The sequence below is a fragment of the Streptomyces sp. NPDC088400 genome, from assembly GCF_044753355.1.
GTDB lineage: Bacteria > Actinomycetota > Actinomycetes > Streptomycetales > Streptomycetaceae > Streptomyces.
Map to the genome: position 1 here is coordinate 516,039 of NZ_JBIVMZ010000003.1, position 13,382 is coordinate 529,420.

The following is a 13,382-nucleotide window of genomic DNA, read 5'->3' on the forward strand; positions in this document are numbered from 1 at the left end:
GCACAAGGAGCTACAGACGTGACAACGACCGTACCCACCGCGCCGACCGGTGGCGCCGCACCCACCGGCACACCGCCGTCCACCATTCCCCGCGGCCGGATCCCCTTCCGGAACAAGGGCGCCACGGGCGGAAGCGGCGGCCTGCTCTTCGTCCTGCCCTTCCTGCTGCTCTTCGGACTCTTCCTGGTCTGGCCCGTCGTCCATGGCCTGTGGATGAGCTTCACCGACAGCTCGCTCGCGCTGCGCGACACGGCCTTCGTCGGTTTCGCCAACTACGCCGAGGCCTTCGGCGACCCGGACGTCTGGAGCAGCCTGGGAAACACACTCGTCTTCACCCTCATCACGTGTGTCCCGCTGGTACTGGTCGCACTCGCGATGGCGCTGCTGGTCCACAGCGGACTGGCCGGCCAGTGGGCATGGCGTCTGGCGTTCTTCGCGCCCTATCTGCTGCCCGTCACCGTGGTGACTCTCATCTGGGCGTGGCTCTACCAGCCCGAGCTCGGCTTCGGCAACCAGCTGCTCGGAGCGCTCGGGATGGAGCCCGTCGGCTGGCTGTCCGACGAGTCGGTCGCCATGTGGTCCATCGCCGCGCTCACCGTCTGGTGGACGATCGGCTTCAACTTCCTGCTCTACCTGGCCGCGCTCCAGTCCCTGCCGGAGGCCCTCGACGAGGCCGCCGTGCTCGACGGCGCGGGCGCCTGGCGGCGGCTGTGGTCCATCACACTGCCCCAACTGCGCCACACCACGCTGCTGGTGGCCATGCTCCAGGTCCTGGCGTCGCTCAAGGTCTTCGATCAGATCTACATCCTCACGAAGGGCGGCCCGAACGGTTCCACCCGCCCCATCCTGGAGTACGTCTACGACGTCGGGTTCACCGGTTACCGGCTGGGCTACGCCTCGGCCGTCTCCTACGTCTTCTTCGCGCTGGTGATCGTCATCTCCGTCGCGCAGCTCCGCTTCTTCCGCCAGGAGGACTGACCGTGTCCGCTACCGCAACTCCGGTGCGCCCGAGGCGCCGTGCGCCCCGTGGAGCCGACGGTTCACCGATGCTCCTCGGGCCGGGGCGGCTGCCCCGCATACTGACCGGAACCGCCCTGGTGGTGCTGGCGGCCGTCTGGCTGCTGCCGTTCGTCTGGGCGATCGCCACCTCGTTCCAGAGTGAGCAGGACGCGTCGAAGCCCGGCCTGTTCCCGTTCAAGGGCGCCTTCACTCTGGAGTCGTACCAGCGGATCCTTTCCCGCGGAAACGTTCCGACCTGGGCCTTCAACAGCTTCCTCATAGCCGGTCTGGTCACCCTGGTCACCGTGGCCGTCTCCACACTGGCCGCCTACGGTTTCGCGCGCGGTACGTTCCGCGGTCGCCGGGTCCTGCTGGCCGTCACCGTCGCCGCCATCATGGTGCCGCCGCAGCTGCTCGTCGTCCCCCTCTTCAAGCAGATGCTGCTGTTCAACCTGGTCGACACCTACGCGGCGGTCATCCTGCCCCAAGTGGTGGCGCCCATGATGGTGTTCATCCTCAAGAGGTTCTTCGAAAGGCTGCCCCGGGAACTGGAGGATGCCGCCAGGATCGACGGCGCGTCCGAGTTCAGGGTCTTCCTCTCGATCGTCCTGCCGCTGTCCCGGCCCATCGTGGCCTCCGTCGCGATCTTCGTGTTCATCGGCGCCTGGAACAACTTCATGTGGCCGTTCATCGTCACCAACGACCCCGATCTCATGACACTCCCGGTGGGCCTGGCCACCGTCAGGGACTCCTTCGGCATCCAGTACGCCCAGTCCATGGCCTCCGCACTGCTCGCCTCGCTGCCGCTGATCGTCATGTTCCTCCTCTTCCAACGGCGCATCGTCACATCGGTGGCCACCACGGGCTTCGGCGGCTCCTGACCTGAGTTCCCGCTTCGCCCGCGACATATTTACATCGATGTACATTTGCGTTCGGTGACCGCACCGCCCGCCTTCACACCGACTGGAGCATGTGTGCCCACTCCCTCCGTACCGCGCCCGGAGTACCCGCGACCGCAGTTCGTCCGTACCGACTGGCTCAACCTCAACGGCGCCTGGCAGTTCGAGACCGACCGAGGGGACAGCGGCCTGGAACGGGGCCTCCTGGACCGCTCCCTGACCGGCGAGATCCTCGTCCCCTTCCCGCCCGAGTCGGAGCTGTCCGGCATCGGCGACACCGATTTCCTGGAGGCGGTGTGGTACCGGCGGGTGCTCACCCTGCCGCCCGAGTGGGCCGGACGCCGTGTGCTGCTGCACTTCGGCGCCGTCGACTACGACACCACCGTGTGGGCCAACGGCACCGAAGTGGCCCGCCACCGAGGCGGGTTCACACCGTTCACCGCCGACCTCGGTGACATGGCCGGCTCCGGAGAGGTCACCCTCACCGTCCGGGCCCGCGACCCGCGCTCAGGCCCGCAGGCCCGGGGCAAACAGGCCGTCCAGTACGCCAACCACGACTGCAACTACACCCGGGTCACCGGCATTTGGCAGACCGTGTGGCTGGAGCCCGTCCCCGACCTCCACCTGCGCCGTCCCCGTATCACGCCTGACCTGGCGGGATCGGCGTTCCATCTGGAACTGCCCCTCTCCGGCAATCGCCCCGGCCATCGGGTACGTGCCGTCCTCGCCGACGCCGACGGCGAGGTCTGCCGCGCGGAGGTCCGCGCCGACCTCGATCTCGCACCGCGCCTGCACCTCCCGGTACCCCAGGAGCGGCTCCGCGAGTGGTGCCCGCGGGACCCGCATCTGTACGACCTGCGGATCGAACTCCTCGACGCGGCGGGCGAGGTGGCCGACAGCGCGGAGAGTTACGCGGGTCTGCGGGCCGTAGGCATCCGGGGCAAGGCCGTCACCCTCAACGGGCGGCCCCTGTTCCAGCGGCTGGTGCTCGACCAGGGCTGGTACCCGGACGGCCTGATGACCGCGCCGACCGACGAGGCGCTGGTCCACGACATCGAGATCGCCATGGCGGCGGGCTTCAACGGGGCACGGCTGCACCAGAAGGTCTTCGAGGAGCGCTTCCTCCACCACGCGGACCGCCTGGGCTACCTGGTGTGGGGAGAGTTCGGCGACTGGGGCTGCGAGACCGGCGGTTCCTCGGGCGACAACCAGCGGCCGGACGCCTCCTACACCGCCCAGTGGCTCGAGGCGCTGGAACGCGACTACTCGCACCCCTCGATCATCGGGTGGTGCCCGCTCAACGAGACGTACCAGAAACTGCACGACCGCATCACCCAGCTCGACGCCGTGACCCGCGCGATGTTCCTGGCCACGAAGGCCATGGACACGACCAGGCCGGTCCTCGACACCTCCGGATACGCCCACCGGGTCACCGAGACCGACATCTATGACTCCCACAGCTACGAACAGGACCCGGCCGCCTTCCAGCGCCTGATGTCCGGCCTCGCCAAGGACGAGCCGTTCGTCAACACCCATGAGAACGGCGCCGGCTACTCCCTGCCGTACCGGGGCCAGCCCTACTTCGTCAGTGAGTTCGGCGGTATCTGGTGGGACCCGGCGGCGGCCGCCGCGGAGTCCGGCGAGGACCGGACGGAGTCCTGGGGGTACGGCGAACGGGTGCGCGACGAGGAGGAGTTCCACGCCCGGTTCGCGGGGCTCACGGGCGTCCTGCTGGACGACCCCGGCATGTTCGGCTACTGCTACACGCAGCTGACCGATGTGTTCCAGGAACGCAACGGTGTCTACCGTTTCGACCGCGGCACCAAGCTGGACGTCGGACGTGTCCGCGCCGCGCAGATACGTCCGGCCGCCATCGAGGAGCAGGACCCCACGTAGGAAGCTCGTCCTCGCACCACGCCTCCCCGGCTGATGCCGGGGAGGCGTGGTGTCGGTGTCACTCGGTCCGAAGGGCCTTCGGGCCTTCCTTCAGACCCGTTCAGACCCGTTGCAACTGCCAGAGCTGGGGCTGGAGGCCGTTGCACGTCCACTGCCGCACATTGCCGCCCGGCAGCCGCGAGCCCTCGGCCACATCCAGACACTGACCGCTGGACCGGGCGATGAGCCGGTAGTAGCCGCGGCCGACGTTCTCCAGCCGCCAGTCCTGCGCGGCCAGGCTGTTGCAGTGCCACTGGCGGACATTGGCTCCCGGTGTCTGCGAGCCGTCCTGCACGTCCAGGCAGTACCCGCTGTTGCGGGCGGTGAGTGTGAACTGGTTGCCGCCACGGGCGCGCAGGGTCCACTGCTGCGGCCCCAGGCCGTTGCACGTCCACTGCTGCACATTGCCGCCCGGCAGCCGGGAGTCCTCGGCGACGTCCAGGCAGTGCCCGCTGTTGGCGTTCACGAGCCGGTACAGGGCGCCGTCCGCCACACCGGCCGCGTCACCGCTGCCGGTGATCCCGCCGGTGGCGTAGTACGGCTTGCAGACGGTGCCGTCCCAGTCGGTGGCGATCTGAAGGACCTGCCTCCCGTCGGTCGAGGGCAGCAGCGGCGCACTGTAGTTCTGGCAGTAGTTCGCGGTCGGGTTCGCGACCCGCACCGGCGACTCGATCTCGTACCAGGGGCCGCTGCCGTTCTCCGTGTTGGCGAGGATCGTACGTCCGCTGTCCGACGCCGGCGTGCCGTCACGGTTGAGCAGCATCTGCCCGATCAGCAGCAGCCTGCCATTCGGTCCGCCGTCCGGCGCGGGCGCCCAGGCGACGGTCGGCGCGGCCCTGAAGTACTTGCCGTCGACCGTCTCCGGCCGGAACCCGAGCGAGGCCGGATCCCCCCAGTTCCAGCCGTCCGACGAGGTCCGGTAATGCACCACACACTGGTACTGGCCACCGGGATTGCAGATCTCGTAGCTCATGAAGTACGTGCCGTTCGGCAGCTTGCGCACCACCGGCATGCCGGGCCGGTCGGGCTGCCAGGTACTCGCCACGGTGTCGCGACGGCCCTGCCAGTTCACACCGTCGTAGGTGCGGGCGGCGGACAGCTTCTGGCTGTGCCCGGCGTCGGTCTCGTCGGCGTAGTGGCAGACGAGCGCACCGTCGGCCGCTACGGAGAACTCCGGTTCCCACAGCCCGCCCGTCCCGCTCGCGGTGGCGCAGGCCGACAGGTAGGACCAGGTGCGGCCCACATCGTTGCTGCGCCATACGCGCAGAGACATACGCCGGTTCGGCTCGTCCTGCCCGGCGGAGGCCGCCCACAGGAGAGTGCCGGCCGGCAACCCGCCCACCTGCCGGGGAAGTTCGAACACAGTGCCGCAGCACTGCCCCTGGCCCGCGGACGATTCCGGATCGACGACCCTGCCCACCTCGCGGAAGGACGAGCCGTTGTCGGTGCTCTCGTGGATGGCGCCGATCCCGTTGTTGCCGTCGAAGGTGGTGACACTCGCGAGGACGCGTCCGTTGGCGGCGCCGTTGTGCGCCAGCCGGATGGCGCGGGGGTACAGGCCCGTGCCGTTGCGCAGCGGCGTACCCGTGGCGGCGGGGGCGGCATCTTTCACCGCGGAACCGGCGGAACCGGCGGCACTCGCGGAACCGACGGCGCCAGTGGCGGGTACCGCACCGGCGGCCAGGGCAGGGCCGGCGGGCACGATCAGAGCGAGGCTCAACACCCCGGCCAGCCCCAGCAGTACGCCCCGAGCCGTCCGCCGGGGGAGGTGGCCGGCGGTGTGGAAGGTGGCCGGGAGAGCGGGGGCGGGCGGCAGGCCGCGCGCGAGAGGGCTGCGGGGTCTGAGGAAGCGGGGTCGGCGGAGACGGAACACGGAGATCCTTCCTGAGCGCACAGCGTGTACGGCGGGGCAGCGCGCCGCTGTCGCACGAGGCGCAGCACCGCGGAGCCCGGCCCGCCACCGGGTTCGGCCACGGTGGCAACAGTCATCGACGCGAGTGCCTGTACGCACGGGGCACAGGCGGGGCTCGCTGGCTGCGAGCGCCAGAGTAAAGCCGGTTGTACATCGATGTACACAGACGTGCGACACTCTTCTTACATCGATGTACAAATTCTTTGACCATCTCTGACAAGGTGAGAATGTCGCTGTGCAAGGAGTCGTCAGGCCCCCGGGACGAAGCCGTGCGTGCCCGCGCCTACGGATCCGCGCCCGTAACGATCCATCCCCGTAACGAAGAGAGACACCCATGACCACCGCTGTGCACGGATCGTCAGTAGACATCCCCACCCAGGACGGAACCGCCGACGCGTACCTGACCCACCCCGACGACGGCGCCCCGCACCCCGCCGTCCTCTTCTACATGGACGCCTTCGGACTGCGCCCCCACCTGAAGAAGATGGCCGACCGGCTCGCCTCGGCCGGCTATACGGTCCTGGTCCCCAACGTCGTCTACCGCAGCGGGCGGGCGCCCCTGGTGCCGCTCCCCGATTTCATCAACCCGGCCGAGCGCCCGGAGATCTTCGAGAGCATCCGGCCTGCCATGGCGACGCTCACCCCCGAGGCAGCCATGCGGGACGCCGGCACCTACCTCGACTGGCTGGCCGCCTCCCCTCTGACCAACGGCGGCCCGGTGGGTGTCACCGGCTACTGCATGGGCGCCGGCCTGGCCCTGCGCACCGCCGGAGCCCACCCGGACCGGGTGGCCGCCGCGGCGGGTTTCCACGGCGCCTACCTCGCGTCCGAGGCGCCGGACAGCCCCCACCTGGCAGCCGACCGCATCACCGCCGAGCTCTACTTCGGCCACGCCGACCAGGATTCCACCCTGCCCCCTGAGCAGGTCGACCGCCTCGACAAGGCGCTCACCGCGGCGGGCGTCCGCCACCGCACCGAGGTCTACACCGGCGCCCACCACGGCTTCACCCAGGCCGACACGGCCATGTACGACGCCGAAGCGACGGAACGCCACTGGGCGGCCCTGCTGGATCTCCTGGGCCGCGCCCTCTGACCGAAGTTCCGCCAGGCGTACGGGAGTTCCGCCAGGCGAGCGAGGGTTCCGCCAGGCGTACGGGAGTTCCGGCAGACGTACGGGGTTCCGTCAGACGTACGCGAGGGACGCCCGACGTGAGCTTCTGCGCGTCGGACGCCCCTCGTTGGTCTCTGTCCGCCCTCCGGGCGGCGCCGGGATTCCCTACAGGGTGCGCTCCAGGCGCTCCGCCACCAGCTTGGTGAAGCGCGACGGGTCGCTCAGTTCGCCGCCCTCGGCAAGCAGCGCCATTCCGTAGATGAGTTCGGCCGTCTCCGCGAGGCCCGGGTCGGAGTCACGTTCGGCCTGGGCCTTCCGCAGACCCTCGACCAGCGGGTGGCCGGGGTTGAGTTCAAGGATGCGCTTGGTCTGCGGCATCTCCTGGCCCATGGCCTGGTACATGCTCCGCAGGGCCGGCGTCACGTCGTCGCTGTCCGAGACGACGCAGGCCGGCGAGACGGTCAGACGGGAGGAGAGCCGTACCTCCTTCACGTCCTCGCTGAGCCGCCCCGTCATCCAGGTCAGCAGTTCCGCGTACTCCTCCTGCCGCTTCTCGCGCTCGGCCTCGACCTCCTTCTTCTCCTCCTCGGTGTCGAGGTCGGCCTCGCCCTTGGCGATGGAGCGCAGTTGCCTGCCGTCGAACTCGGGGACGGCCTCGACCCAGACCTCGTCGACGGGGTCGGTCAGGAGCAGCACCTCGACGCCCCGGGCCCGGAAGGCTTCCATGTGGGGCGAGTTCTCCATGGCCGCCCGGGACTCGCCCGTCAGGTAGAAGATGTGCTGCTGCCCGTCCTTCATACGCTCGACGTACTGCTGGAGGGTGGTCTGCTCATCGTTGTCGTGGGTGGAGGCGAACGACGAGACGCCGAGGATCGCGTCGCGGTTCTCGTAGTCGCTGAGGAGTCCTTCCTTGAGGACCCGGCCGAACTCCTTCCAGAACGTCGCGTAGCGGTCCGCGTGGGCGGACATCATCTCCTTGACGGTGGACAGCACCTTCTTCACCAGCCGGCGGTGCATCAGCTGGATCTGACGGTCCTGCTGAAGGATCTCGCGCGACACGTTGAGCGACAGGTCCTGGGCGTCGACGACGCCCTTCACGAAGCGGAGGTACTCCGGCAGGAGGGCCTCGCAGTCGTCCATGATGAAGACGCGCTTCACATAGAGCTGTATCCCCCGCTTGTGTCCCTGGGTGAACAGGTCCTGGGGCGCGCGCGAGGGGATGAAGAGCAGGGCCTGGTACTCGAAGGTGCCTTCCGCCTGCATCCGGACGGTTTCGAGCGGGTCGGCCCAGTCGTGGCTGATGTGCTTGTAGAGCTCGTGGTACTCGTCGTCGGTCACCTCGTCCCGGGACCGCGCCCACAGGGCCTTCATCGAGTTGATCGTCTCGGGTTCCGGCCGGGCGCCGTCCTCGCCGCCTTCGCCGTCCTCGTCGCTCTGAGCGTCGGCGGCGGCCATCCTGATCGGCCAGGTGATGAAGTCCGAGTACCGCTTGACGATCTCCCTGATCTTCCAGGGGGATGTGTAGTCGAACAGCTGGTCCTCGGCGTCGACCGGCTTGAGCCGCAGTGTGACGGCCGTGCCCTGCGGCGCGTCGTCGACCTCCTCAAGGGTGTAGGTGCCCTCGCCGGTGGACGTCCAGCGGGTGCCCTTGCTCTCGCCCGCCCGGCGGGTCAGCAGTGTGACCTCCTCGGCCACCATGAAACCGGCGTAGAAGCCGACCCCGAACTGCCCGATGAGTCCCTCGTTGTCGACGTCCTTGGATTCCTTCAGCTCCTTCAGGAACTTCGCGGTACCGGAGTTCGCGATCGTCCCGATGAGCTGGACCACCTCGTCGTACGACATTCCGATGCCGTTGTCGCGCACCGTGAGCGTGCGCGGGTCCTCTCCGGTCTCGATGCCGATGTGGAGGTCGGACACGTCCACGCCGAGCGTGTCGTCGCGGAGGACTTCGAGGCGAAGCTTGTCCAGCGCGTCGGAAGAGTTGGAGATGAGCTCACGCAGAAAGACGTCCTTGTTCGAATAGATCGAGTGGATCATCATCTGGAGGAGCTGGCGCGCTTCTACCTGGAACTCGAATGTCTCAGTCGGCATATTCGTGGATTCCTACTCGGGTTACCTGGTGACAAAACTTCCTGGAAAACCTTAGGTCAACGAGTCTGGTCGAAAGACCACTGTTCGGCGGATGAGGCCGTTCCCGGCCCCTTCCCCTGACATGCAACGGCTCCCGGACCCGATGGGTTCCGGGAGCCGTCGCATGTCTCAGAGAGCATGTCTCAGAGAGGGCGGGTGAACGTGACCCGGTCCAGCGACGGGCCGTCGTAGTCCGCGATCGGGGCGGAGTCGGTGAAGCCCATGGCGTTGTGGAAGGCGATGGAACGGGAGTTCTGGGGTGAGGTGATGGCCTTGACGACGGTCCGGCCGTCGGCGCGCGCCCGCTCGAAGAACCGCTCGTAGAGGAAGCGGCCGAGGCCCGTGCGGCGCCAGGCGGGGGCGATACCGGTGAAGTGGATGTACGCCTCCTCCGGCTTGGACGGCGAGAGGAAGCCGATGACGAAGCCGGCCAGCTCGCCGTCGCGCTCGGCGATCAGGCTGGTCTCGAAGAAGTGGCTGACGAAGAGGCGGGTCAGGTCGCGGGAGGCGGGGCGCCCCCACCAGTCGTCGACCACCGCGATGATGGCGTCGAAGTCCTCCGGCACCGCCGGGCGCGTGGTGAAGGGCTCCAGTGTGTCCCTGGCCGGTGCGCCGAGCTTCCTGCGGAATACCACCCGGTCCTGGCCGGGACCGTCGTAGTCGCTGTGCGTGGGAAGGCCGTCGGTCTCCCGGTCACCGGCGTCCAGCTCGAAGCCCATCGCGCGGTGGAAAGCGACGGAGCCGGTGTTCCCCGGTGAGGTGATGGCGTGCACCTCGGTGCGGCCCGCCGCGGCGGCGTGCTCGAAGAAGGCGGTGTAGAGCCTGCGGGCGATGCCCTGCTCGCGCAGGAGCGGGTCCACTCCGACGAAGTGGATGTACGCCTCCGTCGCGTTGTCGGCGGAGTGGAATCCGACCAGGAACGCCCGGATACCGGTCTCGTCCTCCACCACCAGACTGGTCGAGGCGAAGTGCTGGAGGAACAGCCGCGGCAGCAGCAGCGACAGCTCTCGTGCGCCCTCCGGAGTGCGGGAGTCCCCCCACCACTTCTGGACGCACTCCACGAGCGTGGGGTAGTCGGCCGTACGAGCCTGGCGTACGTCGTGCATGCCTTGCCTTTCCGTCGGTTCGGGTATCACGGTCACGGTCCTCGGTGGCGCGGCGCCCCTCCCGCACCAGGTGCCGCCGACCTTAGACCGACCGGCAATTGCCGGTCGGTCCTACTTCTGCGGGGGCGTGTCACTGCCCTGGGACAGGCCGCCGTCCGGAATCACCGGCAGTGTGACCTTGGACGGGTGCGCCGCGTCGTGCAGCACGGTCTGGTGCGCCACGCGCCGGGCCGTGGACTCCCCCAGCCAGCTGCCGGTGTTGGGGTTCGGGTCGTACTGGGGGTAGTCGCTGGAGGAGATGTCCAGCCGGATTCGGTGCCCCTTCTTGAACAGGTTGCTGGTCGGCCACACCTTGATCGTGTACGCGTACACCTTGCCCGGCACGATCGGCTTCGGGTCGGTCGACGATTCGCGGTAACTGGCGCGCACGATGCCGCTGTTGAGGTTCACCGCCGTGCCGTCGGGGTGTACGTCGACGAGCTTGGCGGTCCAGTCGGTGTCCGGGGCCGAGGAAGCGGCGTACAGCTTCACCGTGATCGGTCCGGTGACCTCGGTGTCCTCGGTCATCGGCGCACCGGTGTAGACGGCGATGTCCGGGCGCTGTTCGATCTGCTGCTGGTCGTACGGGCCCTGGGTACTGATCGCCGCCGTGCAGCAGGAGTGGCCGCCGACGCTGGGCACCGGGTTGCGCGGGTCGTAGGTGTAACGGTCGGCCGGGGCGCCGGTGTCCTTGCCGGGCGGTGTGGTCGAGAGCGTGCCGTCCCGGGTGTTGCCCGCGGCGTGGCCGGTGGAGCCCAGGTAGTAGTCGGTCCAACGGGTCCCCGGCAGCGGCCAGGAGGGCGCGGTGCGCCATTTGTTCGCGCCCATCACGAAATAGTCCACGCCGTCGCGCCGGACTCCGTTGTCCTTGCCCTTGAGGTGGTGGTCCCACCAGGCGAGCATCATCTCGTTGATCGGGCTGTTGGCCGCCGGGCCGATCCGCTGGAGCATCGGAGCGGCGGCGCTGGTCGGGCGCCCCCAGCCCGTGTGGTCCCAGGGCCCGATGACCAGCCGCTGGTTGTCGCGTGCCTCGGGCGAACCGGCCCGCCGCACCATCCCCTCGTAGTTCTTGACCGAGCCGTCGAGGAAGGCGTCGTACCAGCCCGCGTAGTTGAGCACGGGGATGTCGACCTTCTCGTAGTGCTCCTTGGGAGCCCACCGGCGCCAGTAGTCGTCGTTCGTACGGTGTTTGATCCAGTCGAAGAAGTACGGGGCGATCTTCGGATCTCCGGGGTGGAACGGGCGGAACTCGTCGTACGGGGCCGTGCCCATCCATTTCTGTACGTCCAGGTAGTCCCGGTTGACCTGGTGGTACGTCTTCCAGTCCGCGCGGTTGGCGGCGGCCGACGGAACGATCTTGCGCATCGCCCACGGCACGACGAAGTTCAGCCGGAACGCGCCGCCTTCGTAGGTCCAGCCGTCGTAGTAGTCGTCCGAGGTGAGGGCGGGCACGATCGTCTTCAGGTGCGGCGGACGCTGCTGGGCGGCCAGCCACTGGGTGGCGCCGACATAGGAGGAGCCGTACATGCCCACCTTGCCGTTGGAACCCGGCAGCCGGGCCGCCCACTCCACGCTGTCGTAGCCGTCCTCGCCCTCGGCGGCGAACTCGTAGAAGTCGCCGTCGGAGGCGTACTGGCCGCGTACGTCCTGCACCACGACGAGATAGCAGTGCGAGGCGAACCACTCCGGGGACTGGTAACTCGACGGCTGCACCTCGGCGTCCGCCTTGCCGTACTGGGTCCGCATCAGGATGACCGGGACCTTGTCCTCGGTGCGCGGCCGGTAGACGTCCGCGCGCAGCACGGTGCCGTCCCGCATCTTCGCGCCGACGTCGGTGGTCTCGCCGACCTCGCAGGGGCCCCGGCCGGTGGTGGGGGGCCACGCGGCGGTGGCCGCCGGTGCCGGGCCGCCCCGTGCGGTTCCGGTCGGCGCGGTGTCGGCCAGTACCCCGGACCCGGTGAGGACCACCGAGGTCAGCGCCAGCGCGAGCGCGCCGGTGATCGCCGCGGTCGGCCGGCCGGTACGCCTCGGGCCGCGGTTCACCGTCCGGCCTCTCCGCGCAGCGGCGTATCCGGCCGGTGCAGTGTGTCCGGGCCGATCTGCGCCACGTCCGTACAGCCGACCAGGCCCATCGTCAGGTCGAGGTCGGCGAGCAGGCCGCGGACGACGTGCCGCACCCCGGCGGCGCCGCCGAGGGCCAGACCGTAGACGTAGGGGCGGCCGAGCAGTACGGCACGGGCGCCCAGGGCCAGCGCCTTGAACACGTCGGAGCCGCTGCGGATGCCGGAGTCGAAGAGCACCTCGGTCTCGCCGCCGACCTCGGCCACGACGTCGACGAGCGCGTCGAGGGCGGCGACGGCTCCGTCCACCTGGCGCCCTCCGTGGTTGGAGACCACGACGCCGTCCATGCCGGCCTCCACGGCCCGGCGCGCGTCCTGCGGGTGCACGATGCCCTTGAGCACGATCGGGCCGTCCCAGTGCTCCCGCAGGAAGCCCAGTTCGTCCCAGGTGTGCGCCTTTCCGCTGAAGATCGGCAGCCACCGCATGGCGGCGGCCCGCGGGTCCTCCTCGGCGGGGCGGTCCAGCCGGGAGCGGAAGACCGGGTCGGAGAGCGGGATGGCGACGCCGTTGCCGCGGATGAAGGGCAGATACGCCTGGTCCAGGTCGTGCGGGCGCCAGGCCAGCTGCCAGGTGTCCAGGGTGACGACGAGGGTCGTGTAGCCGGCCGCGCGGGCCCGCTTGAGGATGCTGGCGGTCACCTCGTCGTCGTGCGGCCAGTACAGCTGGAACCAGCGCTGCCCGTCGCCGTTGGCCTCGGCCACCTCCTCGATCGTGTGCGAGGACGCGGTGCTCAGCACCATCGGTACGCCGGTGGCCTCGGCCGCGCGGGCGGTGGCCAGTTCGCCGTCCGGGTGGACGACGGACTGCACGCCGATGGGGGCGAGCAGCACCGGGGCGGCCAGTTCGCTGCCGAGCACGGTGGTGCGCAGGTCACGGCCGGTGGCGTCGCGCAGCATACGCGGCACGATCCGGTGCGCGTCGAACGCGGCGCGGTTGGCGCGGGCGGTGGCCCCGGTGCCGGCCGCGCCCGCGACGTACCAGTACGGCTGCGGGCCGATGCGGTCGCGGGCCGCGTCCTCCAGGGCCGACAGGTCCGTGGTGAACGGCGGGACCTCGTCCTCCAGCCCTCTCATGTAGATCTCGAACTGGTAGTCCGCGAAGCTGCGTCGGGGCGCTGCCATGCGATCTCC

9 protein-coding genes are annotated in these 13,382 nt (G+C 69.2%); 4 read left to right on the forward strand and 5 right to left on the reverse strand.

Features of this window, described 5'->3' with window-relative positions; translation table 11 throughout:
• Positions 1–18 precede the first annotated feature (18 nt).
• The 3 genes from ACIQD6_RS09845 (at position 19) to ACIQD6_RS09855 (ending at position 3,794) form a co-directional block, all read left to right on the forward strand.
• A complete protein-coding gene (locus ACIQD6_RS09845; protein ID WP_401880265.1) occupies positions 19–978 on the forward strand; it encodes a carbohydrate ABC transporter permease in 960 nt (319 codons plus the stop codon).
• Positions 979–980: 2 nt separating this feature from the next.
• Positions 981–1,880 carry a carbohydrate ABC transporter permease gene (locus ACIQD6_RS09850; RefSeq protein ID WP_401880267.1) on the forward strand — a complete coding sequence of 300 codons (900 nt, stop codon included), beginning with the start codon at positions 981–983 and terminating at the stop codon, positions 1,878–1,880.
• Positions 1,881–1,973: 93 nt separating this feature from the next.
• On the forward strand, positions 1,974–3,794 hold the full coding sequence (locus ACIQD6_RS09855) for a glycoside hydrolase family 2 protein (protein WP_401880269.1): 1,821 nt from the start codon (positions 1,974–1,976) through the stop codon (positions 3,792–3,794).
• A 100-nt stretch (positions 3,795–3,894) separates the two neighbouring features.
• Here ACIQD6_RS09855 and ACIQD6_RS09860 read toward each other — a convergent pair whose 3' ends face one another.
• On the reverse strand, positions 3,895–5,706 hold the full coding sequence (locus tag ACIQD6_RS09860; RefSeq protein WP_401880271.1) for an RICIN domain-containing protein: 1,812 nt from the start codon (positions 5,704–5,706) through the stop codon (positions 3,895–3,897).
• A 373-nt stretch (positions 5,707–6,079) separates the two neighbouring features.
• On the opposite strand from ACIQD6_RS09860, the gene ACIQD6_RS09865 reads away from it, so the two are divergent.
• The gene (locus ACIQD6_RS09865; protein WP_401880273.1) at positions 6,080–6,838 is read left to right on the forward strand and encodes a dienelactone hydrolase family protein; all 759 of its coding nucleotides are present in this window, start codon (positions 6,080–6,082) and stop codon (positions 6,836–6,838) included.
• Between the two features lie 183 nt (positions 6,839–7,021).
• Here the strand turns inward: ACIQD6_RS09865 and htpG are convergent, their stop codons facing one another.
• The 4 genes from htpG to ACIQD6_RS09885 form a co-directional block, all read right to left on the reverse strand.
• Positions 7,022–8,947, reverse strand: coding sequence for a molecular chaperone HtpG (gene htpG / locus ACIQD6_RS09870; protein WP_401880275.1), 1,926 nt, complete (start codon positions 8,945–8,947; stop codon positions 7,022–7,024).
• 182 nt (positions 8,948–9,129) lie between these two features.
• Positions 9,130–10,092, reverse strand: coding sequence for a GNAT family N-acetyltransferase (locus ACIQD6_RS09875; RefSeq protein ID WP_401880276.1), 963 nt, complete (start codon positions 10,090–10,092; stop codon positions 9,130–9,132).
• Positions 10,093–10,203: 111 nt separating this feature from the next.
• Positions 10,204–12,174 (reverse strand): CocE/NonD family hydrolase, encoded by a 1,971-nt coding sequence (locus tag ACIQD6_RS09880; protein WP_401880277.1) that lies wholly within the window; start codon positions 12,172–12,174, stop codon positions 10,204–10,206.
• Positions 12,171–13,373, reverse strand: coding sequence for a lactate 2-monooxygenase (locus tag ACIQD6_RS09885; protein WP_401880279.1), 1,203 nt, complete (start codon positions 13,371–13,373; stop codon positions 12,171–12,173). The genes ACIQD6_RS09880 and ACIQD6_RS09885 overlap by 4 nt, the downstream gene beginning before the upstream one ends.
• Between the last annotated feature and the right edge of the window lie 9 nt (positions 13,374–13,382).

Coding starts and splice junctions, on each gene's coding strand:
- ACIQD6_RS09865 (WP_401880273.1), top strand. CDS start 6,080: ATGACCACCGCTGTGCACGGATCGTCAGTAGACATCCCCACCCAGGAC.
- ACIQD6_RS09885 (WP_401880279.1), bottom strand. CDS start 13,373: ATGGCAGCGCCCCGACGCAGCTTCGCGGACTACCAGTTCGAGATCTAC.
- ACIQD6_RS09875 (WP_401880276.1), bottom strand. CDS start 10,092: ATGCACGACGTACGCCAGGCTCGTACGGCCGACTACCCCACGCTCGTG.
- htpG (WP_401880275.1), bottom strand. CDS start 8,947: ATGCCGACTGAGACATTCGAGTTCCAGGTAGAAGCGCGCCAGCTCCTC.